The following is a 22,699-nucleotide window of genomic DNA, read 5'->3' on the forward strand; positions in this document are numbered from 1 at the left end:
TATGCAGTCGCACAATGCGGGTAATCTTGCGCCTTTGACGCTGGCCGCCAACAATCGCCCAGGAGCTTGCGGGTATGGAACTTCATGTTGTCATCAACGGCCGCAAGGACCTGTCGAGCCAGCTGTATCAACAATTGCGCAGCGCCATCGAAAGCGGTCGCCTGGCGGCCGGCACGCAACTGCCGCCCAGCCGCCTGCTGGCCGAACAACTGGGGGTCTCGCGCAAGACCGTCTCCGACACCTACGCCCAACTGACCTACGAAAACCTGCTCACCGGTATCATCGGCAAAGGCACCTACGTCAACGCGCGGCCGGCCAGAATCGTACGCAAGCAAAGCCACCGCGAGCTGGCCGGCGCCGACGTCGTCGAAGCCTGGCGCACCATGCCCGACCTGATGCGCCATCCCACCCTAGAAGGCGCGTTGCGCTACGACTTCATCGGCGGCGCCACGGGCAAGGGCCAGTTTCCACTGGACGACTGGCGGCGCTGCACGGCCCACGCGCTGCGCCAGATCGCCAGTGCCAAGGGCTTCTACAGCCAGCCCGAAGGCCTGCCGTCGCTGCGCAATGCCATTGCCCGGCACATTGCGTTTTCCCGCGGGGTCAATTGCCAGGATGAAGACGTGGTGGTGTGCAACGGCGCGCAGCAGGCCCTGGACCTGATCTCGCGGGTGTTGACCCGTCCCGGCAGCCTGGTGGCCATGGAAGACCCAGGCTATCCGCCGGCGCGGTTGCTGTTCGGCTCCCAGGGCGCCACGGTGGCCGGGGTGCCAGTGGACGAGCAAGGCATGCGGGTCGACCTGATCCCCGACGGCACGCGGTTGATTTATGTGACGCCCTCCCACCAGTTCCCCTTGGGCATGCCCATGAGCCAGGCCCGCCGCGAGGCCCTGCTGGCGCGAGCCTATGAGCTGGGGGCGATCATCATCGAAGACGACTACGATAGCGAATTCCGCTACGAAGGCCGGCCCGCCGATTCGTTGCAGAGCCTGGATGAGCGCGGGATCGTGGCGTACGTCGGCACCTTCTCCAAGACCTTGTTGCCGGAACTGCGGCTCGGCTATGCGATCCTGCCGCCAGCGATTCTTGAAGCGGTGATCCTGGCCAAGCGCCTCACCGACCAGCACACCTCCACCCTGCCCCAGTGGGCGCTGGCGAAGTTCATCGCCGAGGGTTGCCTGCTAAAGCACATCCGCCGCTGCCACACCCTGTATGCCGGTCGCCGCGAGCGAATCCTGGCCCGCATGGCCGGGGACTTGTCGCCCTGGTTCGAGGCCGTGCCCACCACTGCGGGCTTTCATATGGCGGTGTTGTGCAAGGTCCCCATGGACCTGGCGCTGGTGATCGAGCTGGCGAAAAAAGCCGAAGTCGGGCTCTACCGCCTCGATGGCTTTTTCAACGAGGCCCCGGTGCGGCCAGGCCTGTTCTTTGGTTTCGGCGCGATCGAAACCCTGGACATCGACATCGCCCTGGACCGCTTGCGCGACATCCTGCAGCAAGTGGCCTGAGGGATTGGACTGGGCATTTATCCGCCCATTGGCTGTTTGAGCCTTGCGCCGACGGGCCTATCCTGCACGGGTGTGATTGATGTTGAGCCCCCCTGCGACTTGATTCAGGAGCCTGAACAATGTCTCGTCAAGTGATCAATACCGTACAGGTGCAAGCCGCCGCCGGTCGCTCGGAAGAGCTGGGCCGGCAATTGCAGCAAATCGTCGAGACCCTGCGTACCCAGCCGGGCTGCGATGCCTACCTGGTCGACCGTTGCCCGGACGATGGCGACCGCTGGAACGTCAGCGCCCGCTGGCAGTCGGAAGCGGCCATGCAAGCCCACTTCAACTGCCCGGAAGTGCAAGGCTTCATCAGCCTGATCGACAACCGACTGGCGCGCAGCGTGGATTTCAATAGTTTTCCGATTGTCTGAGCCCGCAGCTCTATTCCTGCCAGGCTCCCTCGCCACAAAAGCCCCATCAGCCAATGGCTGCATCGGGCCAGCCAATTGGTCTACCCACCTTCCGAAAGATTGGACGTTTGTTTGCCCCACCGTGGGGCTTAGGGTGAATCCATCGCCGCGACAGCGCGAAATCACTCGAAACCACACAGGCCATACCTTCATGAAAACACTCTGTCTGATCGCCGCCCTCAGCCTGCTGCCCATGACCCAGGCCTACGCCCACGAAGCCGCGCCTTCGGAAAAGGTCACGGTGCTGCAGGAGCAATTGCTGAAAAACGTTCCAGGTAAAAAAACCATGATGCTGACCGTCAACTATGCACCCGGCCAAGCGTCCATTGCCCATAAGCATGAGGGCACAGCGATGGCCTACGTACTGGAAGGCGCCATCACTTCCCAGGTCAAGGGTGAGCCGGCGAAGACTTACAAGGCTGGGGAGTTCTGGTATGAAGCGGCAGGTTCCGAGCACCTGGTGTCGAAAAACGCCAGCGCGAGCCAACCGGCAAAATTGTTGGTGTTCATGGTGATGGGTGAGGATGAGGCGGTGTTGATACCGCTGAAGAACTAACTTAACCGCACTTCATTTCTCTGTGGGAGCGAGCCTGCTCGCGATAGCGGTGGGTCAGCTACATTGAACTTGGCTGATACACCGCTATCGCGAGCAGGCTCGCTCCCACAGGAACTCTCTGTTGCTCATGAACTAGATTCCAAAAGACAAAAAAAGCCCCGCATCTCTCAATGCGGGGCTTTTTCATTCAACGCCGGATCAGTTGGCCGTCACGACCGCCTGACCACTCAACGCCAGGTCCAGCAATTCGCGGTTGGCGACCGCGTACATGGCGTAGTCGGTGCCGCTGGCGGCACGGATGTCCACCAGCATGGCGCGCCAGCGCTCGACCATTTCGTGATGCTGCTCAAGCCACATCGCCAGGCGGGTTTCCACGTCCTGGGTCGCGTCGCCGTCCTGCAGGACCGAGATGGTGATCGCCCGTTGCTGCCAGTCGATGTCATCGCGGAACGCTTCACGGGCCAGTGCCTGCCAGTTGTTTTCCACCGGCAGTGCGCTGATCTGTTGCAGGTACCAGGTGATGTCCAGGGCGCTGCCCACGGCGAAGTAGGCCTTGGCCACATCGGCGGCGTTCTGGCCAGTGACGTCGGACGCCTCGATGATCGGCAACAAGGTGTACAGGTGCGTGGTGCCGGCAACCATGCGCGCCAGCAGCTCCGGCACACCGGCGGCCACATAGGCCTGGTAGCGGGTCTGCCAGCCTTCGCGGGTCGGACCTTCCAGCAGTTCGTCGAGCTTGAGGCCCAACGCGGCCAGGTGCGGACCGAAGTGCGCGACGTCACGGGCAGCGTTCTGCTCGTTGCGGCGGCTGCGCAGGAACCAGCGCGTGGCGCGACGACCCAGGCGCATCAACTCGTCCATCAGCTCCAGTTGCACGTCGGCCGAGACCTGGTGGTCCAGAGCTTCGATCTGACGGAACCAGTGCGGGAGGTGGAAGATATCCCGAACAATGACATACGCACCCGCAACGTTCGCCGGGCTCATGCCCGTAGACTCCTTGAGCCGCTGAACGAAGGTGATGCCCATGTGGTTGACCAGGTCGTTGGCGATCTGGGTGCTGACGATCTCGCGCTTGAGGCGATGGCGACGCATGGCCTCGGAGAACTGGTTCACCAGCGTCGGCGGGAAAGCCGTCTCCATGTCACGGGTCAGGTAATCGTCGTCCGGTACCAGGGAGTTGAGCAGCGCTTCCTTGAGGTCGATCTTGCTGTAGGAGATCAGCACCGACAGTTCGGCACGGGTCAGGCCATGGCCCGCCGCGACGCGCTCGTTGATCGCCTCTTCAGACGGCAGGAACTCGATGGCGCGATCCAGCTTGCCGCGGCCTTCCAGATCGTTCATCAGACGCTTGTATTCGGCGATCCGCACGAAGGCACGGCGCGCCGCCAGGGACAGGGCCTGGGTCTGCTTGTAGTTGTTGCCCAACACCAGGCCACCGACTTCGTCGGTCATGCTCGCCAGCAACTGGTTGCGTTGCTTGTCGGTCATGTCGCCGGCCTGCACCACTTCGTTGAGCAGGATCTTGATGTTCACTTCGTGGTCGGAGCAGTCCACGCCGCCCGCGTTGTCGATGAAGTCGGTGTTGGAACCGCCGCCATTGAGGCCGAACTCGACGCGACCCAGTTGGGTCATGCCCAGGTTGCCGCCCTCGCCCACGACCTTGCAGCGCAATTCGTTGCCGTTCACGCGCAGTGCATCGTTGGCCTTGTCGCCGACATCGGCGTGGCTTTCAGTGCTGGCCTTGACGTAAGTGCCGATACCGCCGTTCCACAACAGGTCCACTGGTGCCTTGAGCAAGGCATTGAGCAGCTCGGTCGGGGTCAGCTTGTCAGCCTTGATGTCGAAGCGTTCTTTCATCTGTGGCGAGATGGCGATGCTCTTCGCGCTGCGCGAGAAGATACCGCCGCCTTCGGACATGATGCTGGCGTCGTAGTCGCTCCAGGCCGAACGCGGCAGGTCGAACAGCCGCTTGCGCTCGGCAAAGCTGCTGGCCGGCTCCGGGTTCGGGTCGATGAAGATGTGCAGGTGGTTGAAGGCCGCGACCAGTTGCAGCTTGTCGGACATCAACAAGCCGTTGCCGAACACGTCGCCGGCCATGTCGCCGACGCCCACCACAGTGATGCTGTCTTGCTGGACATTGATGCCGCGCTCGCGGAAGTGGCGCTGCACGCCGACCCACGCGCCCTTGGCGGTGATGCCCATTTTCTTGTGGTCGTAGCCAGCCGAACCGCCGGAGGCGAACGCATCGCCCAGCCAGAAGCCATAGTCGATGGCGATGCCGTTGGCGATGTCGGAGAAGGTCGCAGTGCCCTTGTCCGCCGCCACCACCAGGTACGGGTCATCGTCGTCATGACGCACGACGTTGGCCGGCGGTACCAGCGCGCCGTCCTTCAGGTTGTCGGTGATGTCCAACAGGCCCGAGATGAAGATGCGGTAGCAGGCGATGCCCTCGGCCGCGATCTCGTCCCGGCTGCCGCCCAATGGCAGGCGACGTGGCAGGAAACCACCCTTGGCGCCCACCGGCACGATCACCGAGTTTTTCACTTGCTGGGCTTTTACCAGGCCAAGCACTTCGGTGCGGTAGTCTTCTTCACGGTCGGACCAGCGCAGGCCGCCACGGGCAACGTTGCCGAAGCGCAGGTGCACGCCTTCGACCCGTGGCGAGTAGACGAAGATCTCGAACTTGGGCACCGGTTTCGGCAGTTCCGGGATCAGGTGCGGGTTGAACTTGAAGCTGAAGTAGGACTTGTTCTGGCCGTTGGCGTCGGTCTGGTAGAAGTTGGTCCGCAGGGTGGCCTTGATCAGGTCCAGGTAGCGACGCAGGATCCGGTCTTCGTTGAGCACCTGGACGTCGTCCAGGGCCGAGAGAATCGCTTGCTCCAGGCGCAGCTGCTTGTCTTCCAGGTCATCGCCAGTGAGTTTGCGCGCCAGGTAGAAGCGGGTCTTGAACAACCGGGTCAGCTCGCGAGCGATGTCGGTGTGGTTGTTCAGGGTGCTGGCGATGTAACCCAGGTCGAAGCCCAGGCGGATCTGCTTCAGGTAACGGGCGTAGGCACGCAGCAGCGCCACGTCGCGCCATGGCAGGCCGGCGGTCAGCACCAGGCGGTTGAACGCATCGTTCTCGGCATCGCCACGCACGATGTGGACGAAGGCGTCCTGCAAGGTGTCGTTGAGTTGCTGGATGTCCAGGTCCAGGCCTTCGGCGGCGGTGAACGCGAAATCATGAATCCAGAACTCGCGGCCGTTGGTGTGGCGCAGACGGTACGGGAACTCGCCCAGCACGCGCAGGCCGAGGTTTTCCAGGATCGGCAGCACGTCGGACAACGCCAGCGGCGTGTCGGCGTGATACAGCTTGCAGTGCAGCTCACGCTGGCCGGAGACCTGGCCCAGCGGCTGGTAGAAGCTCATGACCAGCGGGTTCTTTTCACTCAGGCTCAGCAGGTGCTGCATGTCGACCACGGCCGAGTGCGCGGCAAAACGCTCGCGGTAGCCGGCCGGGAAGCCTTTCGGGAAATCCGACAGCACGTTGGTGCCCTGGGCTTCGCCGAAGCTTTCGACCACCAGGCTGGCGTAGTCGTCCTTCCAGCTGCGGCAGGCCTGCACGACTTCTTTTTCCAGCAGGACCGGATCGATGTCGAGACGGTTCTTCGGGTCCACTCGCAGGATCAACTGCACGCGGGCCAACACGGATTCGGAGAAGAAGGTCCAGAACTCGCAGTCCGAGGCCTTCAGGCGATCCATCAGCACCTGCTGGATCTTCTGGCGCACTTCGGTGGAGTAGATGTCCCGTGGCACGTAGGCCAGGCAGTAGCAGAAACGGCCATACGGGTCTTTGCGCAGGAACACGCGGATCTTGTTGCGTTCCTGGATCTGCACGATGGACATGACGGTGCTGAACAGCTCGTCCACCGGGGTCTGGAACAAGTCGTCACGGGGCAGCACTTCGACCACCTGGGCCAGTTCCTTGCCCAGGTGCGCCTTGGCCTGGAAGCCCGAGCGACGCTCGATTTCCGCGACCTTGCGGCGGATGTACGGGATGACCCGCACGCTCTCGCCATACACCGAAGAGGTGTACAGGCCCATGAAGCGGCATTCCTTGATCACCTTGCCGTCGGCGTCGATTTCACGGATCGACACGTAGTCCGGGTAGGCCGGACGGTGTACGCGGCTCGGGTGCGCGGCCTTGGCGAACGACAGCGGCGTCGGTTCGCGCAGGTAATTGACGGCGTAGTCTTCGATGCGCAGGTCTTCGGCGGTGAGGCCGGCGCGCAGCAATTTGGTCAAGCCGAGGAACGAATCAGGGTTGTATTCGATGTGGCCGCCATCGGCCTCATCGCGAACCACGAATTCTTCGTAGCCCAGGAAGGTGAAGTGGTTACCCACCAGCCATTCCAGGAAGCTCTTGATCTCGCTCTTTTCATCAGCGTCGATGGCGTAGGCGCTGCTGTCCAGGCTGTCGAGGATTTCCTGGACCTTGGCTTTCATCGGTTCGAAGTCAGCCACGGCCACGCGCACTTCGCCCAGCACTTGCTCAAGTTCCTTGCTCAGGACGTTGAGTTCGGCGGCGTTGGCGCAGCGGTCGATCTCCAGGTACATCAACGACTCTTGCAGGATGTCGTCGCCCTGGGTGCCTTTTGGCAGGATTTCCAGCAACTCGCCCTTGCTGCCGCGACGCACGCTCAGCACGGTGGTTTGCAGGGTATGGATGCTGTAGCCGCGACGATTCAGCTCGGTACGGACCGAATCCACCAGGAACGGCAGGTCGTGGTGCAGCACTTCCACGGCCGTGTGGGTCGACTGCCAGCCGTGGCGTTCGTAATCGGGGTTATAGACGCGCACCTGCGGTTGCGTGTGATCGAAGCGCTCAAGCAGGCGCCAGGCAGACAGGGTGCAGCCGGCCAGGTCGGACAACCGGCGTTGGGTAAGTTCATCGAGGGAAATGATGCCGAAGAATTGTTCAGCGAACAGCGCCACTTGTGGCAGTGCCTGTTCACTGATGTGCTGCGCCAGTGCCGCCTGCAGTTGGTGCTGGAAGTCGGCTTTGCTGGCTGCGGTGAAGAACGCCATCTGTGGTACTCCGCTTGGGCTTGTTATTGATTGAAGCGTCGCGTGCAACCCCTGCGGGGCTGTCGGCCATCCCGTTCCTGATTCTCGGGCAGAGGAAACAGGATGACAGGTGGGTGAAGCTGGACAGGACCGGCAGGTCACATCCTTTTCCATGTAATTTCATGTCATGGACACCTGCAAAAACCACCCAGGGGTGGCCTTTGCAGGTGCACATCCGTTGCGCAGCTTAACGAGTGCGACAATGTGCCTGCTTGCAGCGCTGCGACATATTCGGTCATCGGCAAGCTAAACAGCCGTTGCGCACCGAACAACCCTAGCAGGCTGGGGACCAAACGGCACCCCAAGGCGGTAAACCTGCAGAAAATCCTTCAGGCTGGCAGAATCCACTTTTTGCCCAGCACATGCATCCGGCCAGGAGCCATCACCATGCAAATGACTACCGCCCTTCTGATCGCCAACCCGTGCGACGATGAAGAAGACAACATGGCCATGCTCTGCTGCCACAGCGCCCAGGGCGAAATGTTCCTGATGACGCGCTACCCCGACGAAGACGAACTGGAAATCGCCCTCGATGGCGAGCCTTCGACACTGGACGGCGTGAAGGTCACCCTCAGCCCTACCCGCTTGCTGATTGAAATTGCCCCGGCGGATGCCGATGCACTGAATGGCGACGACGTGCTGGAAATCATCCACGACACCGATGCGGCGGACCTGGCGGAAGTGGAACTGACGTTGCAGAACATCCTCAAGGGGACGGGTACCTATATAAGCCAGCTCTGAGATCCGGACACGAACACGTTCCTGTGGCATCAGCCACCCCTGATCCAAAGGCACCCCGTGGCGAGGGAGCTTGCCCCCGCTGGGTTGCGCAGCAACCCCAAAACCAGGCGCTGCGATGTGATGGGCAAGCTGCATAGGCCGCCTTGCGACTGCTGCGTAGTCGAGCGGGAGCAAGCTCCCTCGCCACGGGTTCAGCGTAGTTGCCGCTATTGCTCTTTCTTCACAAGATTGCCATCGGCGTCATAGACCAGGTACTCGTCATCGTTATTCGGATCTCTCACGTAGTAACGGGCCTCATTGCCGTTATCCGGCACCTTCATGCTGGTGTAGGAGCCCAGTTCCTTGATCACCTTGTTGTTCTGACTGATCAAGACCAGCCCGGAACCACCACCGGCCCGGATGGCCGCGGCGTAACGGGTCTGGAACGCGTTGATCTGGTTGTAATCCAGCGGCACCTGCAACCTGCCCGCCAGGTCGATGGCGCCATAGCTGCCATCGCGTCCGACCACCGCCATGCCGTTGGAGAACGGCGTCACGTCGTCATACGGCAATTTGATGGCTAGCCGCGCGCCCTGGCGATCGATAAAAGCGAATTTCCGGCTTTTAGTGTCCTGCACCAGCAGTGGTTGCTGGCCCACAAACCGGCCTATCACGTTGTCACCCGGCAGGTTGATCCGTTTACCGTCCAGGTCGAAAACATCCTGGCGGTTCCGATCGGCGGAGCTGGCGTAGAGCAAACCCGCGCTGTGCTCGATGCCCGAGAATTGCATCGGCAGGATCTGCTTGCCATCCAGGGTATAGGCACCGTACAGGCCTTCCGTGACATCGGTTCGCATGCCGAGACGGGCGATGAACAGGTTGTCGGTCACGGTGGGGTTGACGAACTTCATCGGCAACACGAAACGATGGCTCCTGGCATCGTAGAGCCCATAAGGGCCGTTGGTTTCACGCTCCACCAACAGCAGGCCATTGCTCAACGCCTCGGCGATGTTTTCGAACGGCAGGTCCACGAGCTTGTTGCTACCGGCAGGAAAATAGGCGAGCTGGCTGCGCAACGGCTGCCAGTCCGAGTCCGGGTCGCTGGACTTTTCCGGGGAAAACAACGTGTAGGTATCGGCCATCTGGCTATCTTGTACCTGCACCCAACGGGGTTTGATCAACCACTGGCCGGCCTGGTCGATGAAGCCGTAGCGCTCGGCCCTCCGGTCCAGGGCGATGTAGCGCGCTTGGGCTGCCAGGACGTTGTCGACCTGGGTGAACTCCACGGAGTTGTCTTCCATCGGATCGAGCACATGGATGACGATGCGTTGCGGGGTGGCCTCGAATTGGTAGTCGACCTCGGTGTTTTGCAACGGCCCCGCCTGAGCGGCCAGCGCCTCGGTCAAGCGCTCCAATTGCTGCTGCACCGCCTGGCCGGTCTTGAGCTGCTTGAGATCGTCCTTGGTCTGCAGCAGCGCTTTGTAATAGTCATGCAACGCCGCGATATCGCTGTCGGAGGGAAACGCCCGGGAGTTATTGCCGTTGCTGTAGAGCGCCTTGCCCGCGTCGTCCAGCCCCTGCACCACGAAGGTCGACATTTTCGGCGTACTCAAGCGCACAGAGGCGCTGCCATCACCCAGGGCGGTGAGCTGGAAGGACTGGCCGTCGTCCAGGGTCACCTTCGGATGATCCTTGTCCAGGACCACTTTCCTGAACGCCGGATAGCTGCGGTAAGCGACCGTCAGGTCGAGACTCGCCAGAGGTTTGTTCACCGTAAGTGCGAAGGCGTCATGGGACGCGATCATGTCGTCGGGCTCGACCTTGGGCGGCGCCTTGAGCTCGGCGAAGGTTTTCTCGCTGCCATCGCGAAACCGCAGGCGCTGCGGCAAGTACTGCTCCGCCGCCGGCTCATCCGGCGTCGCTGCACGCTTCCAGAGCGGATCAAGATTGCTGGTGTCGAGCCTCACTTCGGAACCGTCGGCGAATAGCCTCTGGGCAAAACGCAGGCCCTGGATCGACGCCAGTTCAGCCTTCAGTTGTGCGCTGGTGAACGGCACAAACAGCGGCTCGTATTGCAACGGCTGCTCGTGGGCAGGCTCGGTCGTCTCAATACTCAGGCTCAATTGCGCGTCACTGAGCAGTTCCAGGGAGCGGAGGGTTTCACCGGTGTCTTGAATCAAATAGTTGAGGCGTTTCTCCACCTCGGGCGGTGCCAGCGTGCCGATGTCTTCCATACCCCCTTCGTTCAGTTGCTCGGCGGCGAAACCTTCATCCACCGGCGCGCCGCTATGGCGAAACAGGGTGTAGGACGTACAGCCCACCACCAACAGGGTCACACTCAGTATCGACAGCAATCTCAAACGAGGCTGGGTAAAGTTCATGGAGGCTTCGGCAGTCAAGGGGCTGGGAGAGGTTGGCAGCTAACCACACGGCTTGGCGCGCTGCAAATCGGCTGGGTGGCGCCGATTTGGCTCTTCGTGCCCTCACCATAGAGGCAATGCTGTCCACTCAAGGTGGCGAGGCCACACGTCGGCTCTGCCATCCACTAGATGCGGGAAGCGATGGCAACCCTGTTCATTTAGATGTGCACGCAACACAACCTTTCCGGGCACCCCCGCATTAGAACACCGCCGTAACCTTGCCAGACTATCCTTTTGATCCTTTCTTAAAATAATATAAACATCCCAAACGGCGAAAACAGTAGAGAGCAACCACACTTTCAACAAAGCAGCTACATTCCTACACCCCCCTCCTACTCAACGGCAAGAACGAACCTACGTCAGCCTCGGAAGTCGCGCAATAGCCTTCACCTCACCCCAATGTTATTAATTAATCACTTGCGAACAAACGCAAGTTGGACGCTCGCGTCGCGACGCCCATTAACTACATTGGAGTAAATCGACATGGGTAGGAAACGCTCTGAAATAAATCATACCTTTTTTGGCCTGCCGCAGGCATTAGGCCTTTCTAAAGACCTCCTCGCAACGGAAGCCGTTTTTTTTGCGTCGCTGACCAATTAAGCCAGTGACCGATTAAATATCGGCGAACAGATGCCGAAAGGATCTCCTTTCGGCATCCTTTAACGGAGATCCATATGTCAGAACGAGAACTATCACCCACCGAAGCGCTATTCAATATCATGTCTACGCTCCACACACTGGACCTCAGTGCAGTAACACGGTATACGACACCATCCAAGCTAGTAGCGACGGCCGAATTATTTGATGGCAACGACAACCTCGTTGAATCGGGGGCTGGCAAGGGACCAGACTCACTAATAGGCGCACTGGCAGAAAGCATTGAACACTTCAGCACGTTCCAGCCTCTTGCTGATGCTCCCATACGATACCGCTCCGACAAGATAGCTACTCAAAAAGCAGTTACAGAAGATGGGATTTTTACCAGCCTGCCTTACACCGAAAAATTAATCGAATGTTTCAGGCTTACCTCGCTCAATAACAATGAAGAGCTATTCGCTCCGTGCGTCCTTCTACGCCCTGAAACGACGCAAAACATCCACGAAGATTCGAATTCTGCACTGCGCTTTTTATCTCGCTACTCATCAAACTCAGGAATTGCTTTTGGCTGCACAGAGAACGAAGCACTGTTACATGGTGCCCACGAAACAATCGAAAGGCATATCCTCTCTCTTTTCTACATGGCTGTCTGTGGCCTCGGTCCGGCAATGGAACTATACACACCTTCTGCGGCGTTGCTTCGAACAGCGCTGAGGAGCCACCCCGCTGCCTTGGCGTCAGCGAACAGACTGCAAGTGATCATTATCAAGGATGTGCTGTCAGTTTACTTTGCAGTGGCTTTTCCCAAAGCGGGCCCTGGAGTTCACCATCTTTCACCCATTGGCTCCGGATGCTCGCTTGAGATCCATACTGCAATCCAAAGGGCAGTTACTGAACAATTCCAGTCCGAGGACTTATATGATGCCGCTGAAGAATCTATAGATAGAGAAACTTTTGATCTACTATCTAAATCAAGACGCCTGAAACACTTGATTGACTTCGCACCCGTCACAACAGCGACACTTCCTACAATTGACGCCCCTGCACATATCAACTCCACGACAGTTTCCGCACAACTGGAAAAACTGCAAAAAAACCTATCAAACACAGGAATGAAAATATTCCGCCGAACCGTAGCCCGCTTTTCAAGCAACAGCATCGTCACTCAAATTTATATTCCAGGACTTGAGCGATTCAATATCATTAGAAACGGTCGTCTGGTGGTACCGCAGTACGTGTTACGCGGTTGAATTATCGAACACAAAGCAACCAGGAGCGAGTACATGCATAGCATCCGGGCAATGATAAAAAACGCCTATAAAAAACACACCAAACTTCTAGCAATGACGATAGTCACAATCATCGCACTCAAGCTCATCACACTTGCCCCTCCACTGTTACTCGGAACCATCATCGACACCCTGCAAGGCGACAGAAACCCAGCATCCAGCACCCTGCTCGCACTGACGACAGGCCTGATTGTCGCGGGATGCATTCATGCCATCATCACTCCTCTGCAGCTCCATGCGCTGTCCAAGCTGGTACAGAGTATTATCATGAAGGCTTCCATTGAGTGGATCACCGAACTCATAGGCAAAGAGTTTTCGTTATTCAACTCTTGGAGAATCGGCCATTTCATAAAATCGGTCGAGCGCGGAATTACTGCGCACGAACAACTACTCACTTTCATTGTGACCATCGCACTTCCCGTACTCTTGGAATTCATAGTTGTTGGGGCTGCTTTTATTTACATAGGGGACAGTGAAATTTTTTTGAGCATGACGGCGTTCGGAATTATCTATCTGGCTGTTACCCATCAAATTATCAAATGGCGGAGAAGGCACATTGATGCAGTCAATGAGCAGGAAGATGAGTTAAGTGCCCACCTCTACAACACCCTCAACGCGGGAAAAACCATAAAACTGGAAAGTGCCATACCCACTGCCCTGCACCCGTTGAACGCGGCGTTCGGACGTTATGCCGACGCTGCTGTGACTACGGCATCCTCTGGCGGCCTGCTGAGCGCCGCCAAGATACTGTTCGTAAGCCTTTCCACTGGGGGATTGCTCTATTGGGGCGTCCTGGACCAGCTTTCGGGGCATCCCAGTATCAGTGTCGGGCAGCTGGTTGCCATTTTTTCAATCGCGGGGAGTTATCTGCTCAGTATTTCAACCTTGACTGAAGGGTATCGTGTTCTTGATCAGTTCCTTGCAGACCAGCGTCAATTTCAGGGTCTGCTATCACTTCCGGATTTCGATCGCAGCAATCGGCTGGCCTGGGTTGATTTCCAGCGGTCCTCAGTTCTGGAACTCGGCCCCTGCGAAGTCGCAGGAGCGGGACCGCTTCGCCTGTCGATCAAGCGCCCCCTGGCATTTGCTCAAGGGCAGTCAGTGGCCGTTACGGGGCCTAGCGGCGCAGGCAAAACCACTTTTCTGGAAGTCCTCGCCGGACTTGATGCATCAAAGCGAGACCAACTGAGTATCGACTCGGTACCGGTCTCACTTTTGTCCGGTCAAGCTCACTTGGACGCCTTGAGATATTGCCCCCAACAACCGCGGTTTCTGGAAGGCTCTTTTGAACAATCGGTTCTGTTCGGAGGCTGCGCATCGCCGATTTTGTCTAGAGCCATACGGCAATTGGAACTGGATGAGATCGTGACAACACGGCAGGTCAGCGAAAATGCATCGAATATCTCCGGAGGCGAAGCCAAACGCCTATCACTGCTGCGCCTGATCAACAAGCCCGGGAAATTCAATATGTTCGACGAGCCAAGCGCATCCATCGAACCTAGGCTGACCACGCCTCTTTGGGACCTGTTATTCGACGTTTTTGCCGGGCAGGGGTTGATATGTGTCACCCATGACGTTGACCACCTGCATCGGTTTGACCGGGTCATTGTGATGCATGACGGGGCAATCGTAGAGGATGGTCCGTGGCGGGAGCTGGTCGACAGGCCAGCAGTCAAGCTTCTGGTGGATGAGATTCGGACGCAGAACTAGCGAAATAGGGTGCTGGATCTGCTGCCGTCATCGTCGGATCGCCGCCGGAGCAGGCTCGCTCCCAAGGTTTTGCGGTTTGTCCAGGATTTAAGGAATGCCACAAGTCCCTTGTGGCGAGGGAGTCCCCGCCGCGTCTTCGACACTGCGCTGTCGCGCAGGGAACAGGTCTTGTGGCGAGGGGATTTATCCCCGCTGGGCTGCGCAGCGGCCCCCAACCAGACAACTCGGTGTGTCAGTAAGATCGAGGTCGTTGCTTTTGGGGCTGCTGCGCAGCCCAGCGGGGATAAATCCCCTCGCCACACGGGAATAGCGGTCCAACTGAGTCACATTGCAGCTTGTTTAAAAGTACTTTAAAAACATGGGGTTGTAATTTGTTCCATGAGAGCTTGCTCCCGTTCGGCTGCGTAGCAGTCGCAGGCCCGGCGGGCGCGGTGTGTATGGGGAACCGCGCCGGCTCGGTTTGGGGCTGCTGCGCAGCCCAGCGGGAGCAAGCTCCCTCGCCACGGGGTTATGTCGGCTGACGGGTTTCGATGTTGTCCAGTGCACGGTTCGCCAGCAGGCTGCCCAGTTCGATCAGTTGCTGAATGCCCAGGAGGAAATGCCGGCGTGAACCGTCCAGGTCGAAAGCCAGGTCATTGGCCATGGCATTGGCCGAAGCCAGGGTTTCGCTGAGGTAGGCAAGCAAGCTTTCGGTGTCGATGTCTTTGTTGACGGTGAAGAGTTGGCCGGGCGCAGGTTCTGCTTCGGGCTTGTCCGGTTTGGGGTTTAGGTAATGGTCGAGGACTCGGTCGGTGACTTCGTCGTGTTTTTGGGACTTGGTTTTTGGGCGCGGTGAGGACGAATCGGTGTTCGGTGGGTTGGGGGTTACTTTGAACATAGATGAAACTCCAGATTAGAAAATTGGAGCCATCTCTCTCGCTACCAAACGAAGGGGAGGTGGCCATACGAAGGTTGGTAGACCGGTTACCTGGCAACCCGGCGCGTCCAAGGACGCCCTGCGCATGACCACCATAAAACAGAGGACGAAAAGCCCCCTATATCAGGCTGCACCTGCGCCAGAAAACCGGGCTACCAAACCCGATCGCTGATTCCTCAACGACCCGGAAACGATAGAACCTGCCTCCCAAGCGCACAAGCCGGCGAATTCTGGCGCAGTCGTAGGCAATGGCGCAAGACAACGTAGCCTGTTCCAGAGCACTCCTACGTCCGGATAAACACCCCTTCATTTTGTGAGCGCTTTGCACTCAAGCGGGAGCAAGCTCCCTCGCCACGGGGTAAGTGCGCCTGTCCGGGTGGGATTCATGGCAAGCAAACCCACCCCACAATGTTTCCAAGCCGATCACAATTCACACGGCCGATCAAAATCCCGTTAGTCGCCACCCCCCACCATGCATTAAAGTAACGCCCCCAGCCCCGGCGTTATCCGAACGCCTGGGGCCACCCTTTCCAGGAACAGTCACCGATGGAACATCGTGAAGCGCTGCTGGCGCTGCGAACCTTTCTTTCAACGCAGATTCTCGGCCAGGAAAAACTCATCGAGCGCCTGCTCATCGCCCTGCTTGCCGACGGCCACATGCTGGTGGAAGGCGCGCCGGGGCTGGCCAAGACCAAGGCCATCAAGGAACTGGCCGAAGGCGTCGAAGCGCAATTCCATCGCATTCAGTTCACCCCCGACCTGCTGCCCGCCGACATCACCGGTACGGAAATCTACCGTCCGGAAACCGGCAGTTTCGTGTTCCAGCAAGGGCCGATTTTCCATAACCTGGTGCTGGCGGACGAAATCAACCGCGCTCCAGCCAAGGTCCAGTCGGCCTTGCTCGAAGCCATGGCCGAGCGCCAGGTCAGCGTCGGGCGCAGCACCTATGAACTGTCGCCGCTGTTCCTGGTGATGGCCACGCAAAACCCGATCGAGCAGGAAGGCACCTACCCGCTGCCCGAAGCCCAGCTCGACCGGTTCCTGATGCACGTCAAGATCGGCTTTCCCGATGCCGCGGTGGAACGCCGTATCCTGCAGCAGGCCCGGGGTGAAGCGCTGAACGGCGAGACCAAGCCCGAACGCCGCGTGAGCCAGCAGGCGATTTTCTCCGCGCGCAAGGAAATCCTCGGGTTGTACATGGCCGACGCCGTGGAGGAATACCTGGTGCAACTGATCATGGCCACCCGTAACCCGGCCAAGTTCGACCCGGAAATGGCCGAGTGGATCGCCTACGGCGCCAGCCCACGGGGCTCCATCGCCCTGGACCGCTGCGCCCGTGCCCACGCCTGGCTGGCCGGACGCGACTTTGTCAGCCCGGAAGATATCCAGGCCGTGCTGTTCGACGTGCTGCGCCATCGCATCATTCTGTCGTTCGAAGCCGAGGCCGCCGGCATCGACCAAGACCGGGTCGTGCAGCGGATTCTCGACGTCGTCGCTGTCGCTTGAGCATGCACCATGAATAACCCTCTGGCGCCCGCACCGGGCATCCGCGTCAGCCTTTCGGAGCTGATCGAGATGCGCCATCGCGTGCGCGAGGTGCAGTTGTTCTCGACACCGGGACAGCGCAGTCCGCTGATCGGCCTGCATCACTCCAAGTTGCGCGGACGCGGGGTGGATTTCGACCAGGTGCGGGTCTACCAGGCCGGCGACGACGTACGCACCATCGACTGGCGCGTCACCGCCCGGACCCAGGAGCCCCACACCAAACTGTTCCACGAAGAACGCGAGCGACCGATCTTCATCATGATCGAGCAAAGCCACCGGCTGTTCTTCGGCTCGGGGCTGGTGTTCAAGTCAGTGCTCGCCGCCCAGGCCGCCAGCCTGATCGGCTGGGCCGCACTGGGGCACAACGACCGGGTCGGCGGCCTGGTGTTCGGCAACAACACCCACTACGAGGTCAAGCCGCGACGCAGCAAACAGAGCCTGCTGCAATTGCTCAACCGGCTGGTGCGGGTCAACCAATCGCTGCACACCGAGGCCGAGCCGGACCGCGACTCGTTTGGCATCGCCCTGCGTCGGGCCCGGGAAGTGCTAAGACCCGGCAGCCTGGTGATCGTGATTTGCGACGAGCGTGCGTTGTCCGACAGCGCCGAGCAGCAACTGAGCCTGCTGTCGCGCCATTGCGACCTGTTGCTGCTGCCGCTGTCGGACCCGCTGGATCACGCCCTGCCCGCCGCCGGCTTGCTGCGCTTCGCCCAGCGTGGCGCCCAACTGGAACTCGACACCCTGAATTTCGAACTGCGCCAGGCCTATCGCGCCCAGGCCGAGGCGCGCCAGGAGCGCTGGGAATTGCTGGCGCAGAAACTGCGGATCCTGATGATGCCCCTGAGCACCCAGGGCGATATGGTCGAGCAACTGCGCGAATACCTGAACCCCAAGCGGGCCGGAAAAAGCCGATGAGCAGCCTCGATCAATTACAGCCACTGATGGCCCCGCCTCCCATCGGCTTCTGGCCGCCCGCACCGGGCTGGTGGTTGCTGCTGGTCTTGATCCCCTTGCTGGGCCTGGGGCTGTGGCAATTGCGCCGGTTCATTCCCATCCAGCGCACCACCGCCCGCAGCGAACAACCCCTGGACCCGGTGCGCCTGGCCGCCCTGGCCGAACTCGCCCGGCTGCCCAAGCCCTACGACGGTGCACCGGCCGGTGCCTGGCTGCAACAGCTCAACGGGCTGCTCAAGCGCCTGTGCCGCAACCACTATCCTTACAGCCAGAGTCACACCCTCAACGGGCGCAAATGGCTGGCCTTCCTGGATAACCGTTGCCCGGCCGCCGGCCTGACGCGCTGGATGATATTGGTGGAAGGCGCCTACAAACCCGAATGCAAGCTCGATGACAAGGCCATCGCCGGCCTGACCCAGGCGGTCGAAATCTGGATTCGCAAACATGTTTGAGTTCGCCTGGCCGTGGGTTTTTGCCCTGTTGCCGCTGCCCTGGCTGATGCGCCTGGTGCTGCCGGCGGCCGACAGCGGCGAGCCGGCGCTCAAGGTCAGCTTCCTCGGGGACCTGGAAGGCCTGGTGGGCCGGCGAGCCCGGGCCAATCTGCCAACCTGGCGGCAACAGTCGCCCTTCATCCTGCTCTGGCTGCTGTTACTGATCGCCGCTGCCCGACCGCAGTGGTTGGGGGAACCGTTGCCCATCGCCGCCAGCGGCCGCGACCTGTTGGTGGCGGTGGATGTCTCGGGCTCCATGGACTTTCCCGACATGCACTGGAAGGACGAAGACGTCAGTCGCCTCGCGCTGGTCCAGCATATGCTCGGGGATTTTCTCGAAGGCCGCGAAGGTGACCGGGTCGGCCTGATCCTGTTCGGCAGCCAGGCCTACTTGCAGGCACCACTGACCTTCGACCGCCGCACCGTGCGCCATTGGCTCGATGAGGCACGCATCGGCATCGCCGGCAAGAATACTGCCATCGGCGACGCCATCGGCCTGGCCCTCAAGCGCCTGCGCCAGCGGCCGGCCCACAGCCGCGTGTTGATCCTGGTCACCGACGGCGCCAACAATGGCGGCGAAATCGACCCACTGACCGCCGCGCGACTGGCCGCCGACGAAGGTGTGAAAATCTACCCGATCGGCATCGGTGCCGACCCGGAACAGAGCGGCACGGCGGGCTTTCTCGGAGTCAACCCGAGCCTGGACCTGGACGAGGCGACCCTCAAGGACATTGCCCAGGCCACGGGCGGTCGTTATTTTCGTGCCCAGGATGGTGAGCAATTGCTGGCGATCAAGACCACCCTCGACCAGCTCGAACCGGTGACCCAGCAACCGACCCAGGCGCGCCCTGCCCAGGCGCTGTATCACTGGCCCCTGGCCGTTGCGCTGCTGTTGAGCATGTTGCTGGTGGCCCGCGCGCGCTGGCCGGACAATCCGTTGCAGCGCCTGTTCAACCAGCCGCTGTTCCAGCCGGCCCAACACACCGAGTGGCGCCAGCGGCTCAAGCGCCTGCGCTTGCGGAGGCGTCGATGATCGCCCTCTGGCCACACTGGCTGCGCCCCTGGTTCGTGTTGCTGCTGCCGTTGCTGGGCTGGTTGCTCTGGCAACTGTGGCATCGACAGAAACGCGTGGGCCGCTGGCAGATGATCTTGCCGCCCGCCTTCCATGCCGTGCTGCTCAGCGGCGGCAGTGGCCGGGAAAGCCGGTTGCCGTGGATTGCCCTGGGCCTGGGTTGGCTGTTGATCGTGCTGGCGTTGCTGGGACCAAGCTGGGCGCGGGTCGAACAGACCAGCCAGAAACCCGCCGACCCGCTGGTGGTGGTGCTGGAACTGACCCCGGAAATGCTCGCCACCGATGTTCCGCCCACGCGCCTGGAACAAGCCCGGCGCAAGGTACTGGACCTGTTGCAGAACCGCAGCGATGCCCAGACTGCGATCGTCGTCTATGCCGGCAGCGCCCATACGCTGGTGCCGCTGTCCGACGATCTGGCCACCAGCGCCAACCTGCTCGAAGCCCTCACGCCGTCGATCATGCCCCAAGGCGGCCATCGTGCCGACCTGGCCGTCCACAAGGCCATGGCCCTGCTGGACCAAGGCGAACTCGGCCACGGTCGGATCCTGCTGATCGGTTCGTCGTTGAATGAACAGGAACGCCAAGGCATCCGCCAGATCCTCGACGGATCCGCCACGCAATGGCTGATGCTGGGTATCGGGACCCGCGAAGGCGCCCCGGTTGCCCAGGAAGATGGCAGTTACCTCAAGGATGCCCAGGGCGCGATCCTGGTGCCACGCCTGGACAGCCCGGGCCTCAAGGCCTTCGCCAATGAGTTGGATGGCCGCTACCGGCCCGCGCGGCTGGACGACAGCGACCTGCGCGGCCTGGGCCTGCTGGCCGGCCCTCGCCACTTGCGCAGCGACGGACAAACCTTGCGCCTGGACACTTGGGCCGACCAGGGCTATTGGCTGCTCCTGCCCCTGTTGCTGCTGGCCGCCTGCGCCGGGCGGCGAGGCTGGCTGTTTTGCCTGCCGCTGCTGTTCGTGTTGCCGCAAACCGGCCATGCCTTCGAGTTCCAGGACCTGTGGTTGCGCGCCGACCAACAGGGCCAGCACTTGCTCAAGCAGAAGCGTCCCGCCGAGGCGGCCACCCATTTCGAGGACAGCCAGTGGCAAGGCGTTGCCCTGTACGAAGCCGGTCAATACAGCGAAGCTGCCCGGCGCTTCGCCGAAGGCAACGACGCCCGCGCGCACTACAATCGTGGCAATGCCCTGGCCCGCAGCGGTGAGCTGGAAGCCGCACTGGATGCCTACGAACAAGCCCTGGAGTTACAGCCCGACCTGCGCCCTGCCCAGACCAACAAGGCCCTGGTGCAGAGCCTGTTGAACGAGCAGACACCACCGGCGCAGGAGCCCAAGCCCACCGAAAGCGAGGAACCGGGCCCCACCGAACAAGCACCGGATGCCGATTCACCCAGCCAGTCTTCCGAACCGGGCCAGTCATCCGCCGAGGCAACCGCGACGCCGGACCAATCCCAGCCACCGCGGACGGCACAACCGCCCACCGCCCAGGATGTGCCGGGCAGCGAGCTGCCGGACGAGCAGACCACCACCCCGCCGCTGCGTCCCGCCGCCGGCCAGCGCAATGAAGAAGAACAGCGCCAGGCAACGGAACAATGGCTGCGCCAGATCCCGGATAATCCGGGCGAGTTGCTCAGGCGTAAATTCTGGTATGAACAGCAAAGCCATCAGGCCCAGGGAAAAACCCAATGACCCGCTTCACCGCCTACCTCCTCGTCTTGCTGCTCTGGGCCTCTGGGACCCAGGCTGTACAGCTGACTGCCAGTGTGGATCGCAGCCGCCTGAACTCTGGAGAAACGGTGGAACTGACCCTGGAATCCAACGACGCCACCTTGTTCGGCAAACCTGACCTCGGCCCGCTCCAGGCCTTGTTCGATGTGCGTGGCACCCGCCAAGTCAACCAGTTGACGACCCTCGACGGTGAGAACCGCGCCACCACCCGCTGGATCGTGACCCTGCTGCCACGCCGAAGCGGCACCGTGGTCATTCCGTCGCTGCAACTGGGCGAAGTGACCAGCCAGCCGATCACCCTGCAAGTGATCGAAAGCGAAACCCGCAACGCCTCGGGGACCCTGGCGCCGGTGTTCATCGAGGCCAGCCTCGACCAGCGCGACGTATACGTGCAGGCCCAGGCGATCCTGACCCTGCGTATCTACCATTCGGTGTCGCTGTACGACGACAGCAGCCTGACGCCGCTGCACATCCCCGATGCCCGAACCGAACAGCTGGGCGAATCGCGTACCTATGAAAAAGTCATCAACGATGTGCGCCATGGGGTGATCGAACTGCGGTATGGCATCTACCCACAGCGCAGTGGCGAGCTGACGATTCCAGCCCAGGCATTCAGCGCCACCCTGGTCGAACCGGTGGCCCAGGACGCCGCCCCTTCGGGCCCCAAACCCGGCCAATTGATGCGGGTCAGCTCCGAGCAACTGCTGCTGAGCGTCAAACCCAAGCCTGCCAGCTACCCGGCCGACGTACCCTGGCTGCCGGCACGCAGCCTGTCCTTGAGCGAAAGCTGGAGCCCGGAACCGACCCACAGCCAGGTCGGTGATTCCCTGACCCGCAGCCTGACCCTGGAAGCCGAAGGCCTGGCCAGCGCCCAGTTGCCACCGCTGCCGGCCACCGAGATCAATGGCCTGCGGCGCTACCCGGACCAACCGGTCCTCAGCAGCCGCAGCAGTGAGCGCGGGCTTGTGGGCAGCCGCGAAGACCGCGAGGCGCTGGTGCCAAACCGCAGCGGGACCATCGAGCTGCCACCGGTGGAAGTGGTCTGGTGGAACACCCTGGAAGATCACCTGGACCGCACCAGCCTTCCGGCGCGGACCCTGCAGGTGGCGAACAATCCGAGCCTGATGGTAGACACGCCGGCCAGTACGACGCAGATCGTCACGACGGTCGACAGCGACACCCTGTGGTATTGGCAATTGAGCAGCCTGATCCTGGCCTGCACCACGCTGCTCGGCTTCGGCTTGTGGTGGCGGGCCCGCTCGCAGCCCGCCGTCCTGCGCGCGACCCAGGCCGGGCCCAGCCCGCGCACCCTACTGGACGACCTCAAGCGCGCCTGCCTGGCCAACGACTCCCACGCCACCCGCCAGGCACTCGACGCCTGGGCCCGCCAACAGCCGGAAACCCTGGCCGACATGGCGGCACGCTTCGTGCCGCTGTCCGACGCCCTGGACGGCCTCAACGGCGCGCTCTACAGCGAGACCGGCCAGCACTGGCAAGGCGAGGACTTGTGGCGGGCCATCCGTACCATCCCGCCCACCGAAGGGGGGGTGGACTCGGCGGGTGATTCGGGGTTGCCGCCGCTGTACCCCAAATAAACCCGCTTTTTTTCGTAACCTTTGTGGCGAGGGGA

15 protein-coding genes are annotated in these 22,699 nt (G+C 61.0%); 12 read left to right on the forward strand and 3 right to left on the reverse strand.

Going from position 1 to position 22,699, the window contains the following annotated elements; all coding sequences use genetic code 11:
- Positions 1-74 precede the first annotated feature (74 nt).
- From pdxR to HU749_RS17455, 3 genes are all read left to right on the forward strand, one after another.
- The gene (gene pdxR / locus HU749_RS17445) at positions 75-1,508 is read left to right on the forward strand and encodes a MocR-like pyridoxine biosynthesis transcription factor PdxR (RefSeq protein ID WP_079305553.1); all 1,434 of its coding nucleotides are present in this window, start codon (positions 75-77) and stop codon (positions 1,506-1,508) included.
- A gap of 119 nt (positions 1,509-1,627) precedes the next feature.
- A complete protein-coding gene (locus HU749_RS17450) occupies positions 1,628-1,921 on the forward strand; it encodes an antibiotic biosynthesis monooxygenase family protein (protein ID WP_046062745.1) in 294 nt (97 codons plus the stop codon).
- Positions 1,922-2,111: 190 nt separating this feature from the next.
- On the forward strand, positions 2,112-2,516 hold the full coding sequence (locus HU749_RS17455; protein WP_095961949.1) for a cupin domain-containing protein: 405 nt from the start codon (positions 2,112-2,114) through the stop codon (positions 2,514-2,516).
- Between the two features lie 198 nt (positions 2,517-2,714).
- Here HU749_RS17455 and HU749_RS17460 read toward each other — a convergent pair whose 3' ends face one another.
- Positions 2,715-7,583, reverse strand: a complete 4,869-nt coding sequence (locus HU749_RS17460) for an NAD-glutamate dehydrogenase (protein ID WP_186650823.1) — start codon at positions 7,581-7,583, stop codon at positions 2,715-2,717.
- Between the two features lie 426 nt (positions 7,584-8,009).
- Here HU749_RS17460 and HU749_RS17465 point away from each other — a divergent pair, with 426 nt between their 5' ends.
- Entirely contained in the window at positions 8,010-8,363 is a 354-nt protein-coding gene (locus HU749_RS17465; RefSeq protein ID WP_046062747.1) for a hypothetical protein, read from the forward strand.
- Between the two features lie 206 nt (positions 8,364-8,569).
- Here the strand turns inward: HU749_RS17465 and HU749_RS17470 are convergent, their stop codons facing one another.
- Positions 8,570-10,723 (reverse strand): WG repeat-containing protein, encoded by a 2,154-nt coding sequence (locus HU749_RS17470; RefSeq protein WP_186650821.1) that lies wholly within the window; start codon positions 10,721-10,723, stop codon positions 8,570-8,572.
- Positions 10,724-11,436: 713 nt separating this feature from the next.
- Between HU749_RS17470 and HU749_RS17475 the strand changes: the two genes are divergently transcribed.
- Both HU749_RS17475 and HU749_RS17480 read left to right on the forward strand, forming a co-directional pair.
- Positions 11,437-12,609 (forward strand): YcaO-like family protein, encoded by a 1,173-nt coding sequence (locus tag HU749_RS17475; protein WP_225919101.1) that lies wholly within the window; start codon positions 11,437-11,439, stop codon positions 12,607-12,609.
- A gap of 33 nt (positions 12,610-12,642) precedes the next feature.
- The gene (locus HU749_RS17480; RefSeq protein WP_079305543.1) at positions 12,643-14,358 is read left to right on the forward strand and encodes an ATP-binding cassette domain-containing protein; all 1,716 of its coding nucleotides are present in this window, start codon (positions 12,643-12,645) and stop codon (positions 14,356-14,358) included.
- Positions 14,359-14,866: 508 nt separating this feature from the next.
- On the opposite strand, the gene HU749_RS17485 is transcribed toward HU749_RS17480, so the two are convergent.
- Positions 14,867-15,235, reverse strand: coding sequence for a DUF6124 family protein (locus HU749_RS17485; RefSeq protein WP_079305541.1), 369 nt, complete (start codon positions 15,233-15,235; stop codon positions 14,867-14,869).
- 585 nt (positions 15,236-15,820) lie between these two features.
- Between HU749_RS17485 and HU749_RS17490 the strand changes: the two genes are divergently transcribed.
- From HU749_RS17490 to HU749_RS17515, 6 genes are read left to right on the forward strand one after another with little or no spacing between them, the layout of a single operon-like run.
- Entirely contained in the window at positions 15,821-16,780 is a 960-nt protein-coding gene (locus tag HU749_RS17490; protein ID WP_003202654.1) for an AAA family ATPase, read from the forward strand.
- A 9-nt stretch (positions 16,781-16,789) separates the two neighbouring features.
- Complete coding sequence (locus HU749_RS17495; RefSeq protein WP_014339082.1) at positions 16,790-17,734, forward strand: DUF58 domain-containing protein; 945 nt, start codon at positions 16,790-16,792, stop codon at positions 17,732-17,734.
- Positions 17,731-18,225, forward strand: a complete 495-nt coding sequence (locus HU749_RS17500; RefSeq protein WP_046062756.1) for a DUF4381 domain-containing protein — start codon at positions 17,731-17,733, stop codon at positions 18,223-18,225. Before HU749_RS17495 ends, HU749_RS17500 begins: the two co-directional genes overlap by 4 nt.
- Positions 18,218-19,297: a vWA domain-containing protein gene (locus HU749_RS17505; RefSeq protein ID WP_046062757.1), complete on the forward strand. Its 1,080-nt coding sequence runs from the start codon at positions 18,218-18,220 to the stop codon at positions 19,295-19,297. Before HU749_RS17500 ends, HU749_RS17505 begins: the two co-directional genes overlap by 8 nt.
- A complete protein-coding gene (locus HU749_RS17510; protein ID WP_079305539.1) occupies positions 19,294-21,030 on the forward strand; it encodes a tetratricopeptide repeat protein in 1,737 nt (578 codons plus the stop codon). Before HU749_RS17505 ends, HU749_RS17510 begins: the two co-directional genes overlap by 4 nt.
- A complete protein-coding gene (locus HU749_RS17515; protein ID WP_079305537.1) occupies positions 21,027-22,664 on the forward strand; it encodes a BatD family protein in 1,638 nt (545 codons plus the stop codon). The genes HU749_RS17510 and HU749_RS17515 overlap by 4 nt, the downstream gene beginning before the upstream one ends.
- The last annotated feature ends 35 nt before the right edge of the window (positions 22,665-22,699 follow it).

The organism is Pseudomonas ogarae, assembly GCF_014268695.2.
GTDB classification, from domain to species: domain Bacteria; phylum Pseudomonadota; class Gammaproteobacteria; order Pseudomonadales; family Pseudomonadaceae; genus Aquipseudomonas; species Aquipseudomonas kilonensis.

Bases quoted from the DNA above. Each gene is read 5' to 3' on its own strand.
- HU749_RS17510 (WP_079305539.1), top strand. From the start codon at position 19,294: ATGATCGCCCTCTGGCCACACTGGCTGCGCCCCTGGTTCGTGTTGCTG.
- HU749_RS17475 (WP_225919101.1), top strand. From the start codon at position 11,437: ATGTCAGAACGAGAACTATCACCCACCGAAGCGCTATTCAATATCATG.
- HU749_RS17490 (WP_003202654.1), top strand. From the start codon at position 15,821: ATGGAACATCGTGAAGCGCTGCTGGCGCTGCGAACCTTTCTTTCAACG.
- HU749_RS17500 (WP_046062756.1), top strand. From the start codon at position 17,731: ATGAGCAGCCTCGATCAATTACAGCCACTGATGGCCCCGCCTCCCATC.
- pdxR (WP_079305553.1), top strand. From the start codon at position 75: ATGGAACTTCATGTTGTCATCAACGGCCGCAAGGACCTGTCGAGCCAG.
- HU749_RS17450 (WP_046062745.1), top strand. From the start codon at position 1,628: ATGTCTCGTCAAGTGATCAATACCGTACAGGTGCAAGCCGCCGCCGGT.
- HU749_RS17515 (WP_079305537.1), top strand. From the start codon at position 21,027: ATGACCCGCTTCACCGCCTACCTCCTCGTCTTGCTGCTCTGGGCCTCT.
- HU749_RS17455 (WP_095961949.1), top strand. From the start codon at position 2,112: ATGAAAACACTCTGTCTGATCGCCGCCCTCAGCCTGCTGCCCATGACC.
- HU749_RS17485 (WP_079305541.1), bottom strand. From the start codon at position 15,235: ATGTTCAAAGTAACCCCCAACCCACCGAACACCGATTCGTCCTCACCG.
- HU749_RS17505 (WP_046062757.1), top strand. From the start codon at position 18,218: ATGTTTGAGTTCGCCTGGCCGTGGGTTTTTGCCCTGTTGCCGCTGCCC.
- HU749_RS17470 (WP_186650821.1), bottom strand. From the start codon at position 10,723: ATGAACTTTACCCAGCCTCGTTTGAGATTGCTGTCGATACTGAGTGTG.
- HU749_RS17495 (WP_014339082.1), top strand. From the start codon at position 16,790: ATGAATAACCCTCTGGCGCCCGCACCGGGCATCCGCGTCAGCCTTTCG.
- HU749_RS17480 (WP_079305543.1), top strand. From the start codon at position 12,643: ATGCATAGCATCCGGGCAATGATAAAAAACGCCTATAAAAAACACACC.
- HU749_RS17460 (WP_186650823.1), bottom strand. From the start codon at position 7,583: ATGGCGTTCTTCACCGCAGCCAGCAAAGCCGACTTCCAGCACCAACTG.
- HU749_RS17465 (WP_046062747.1), top strand. From the start codon at position 8,010: ATGCAAATGACTACCGCCCTTCTGATCGCCAACCCGTGCGACGATGAA.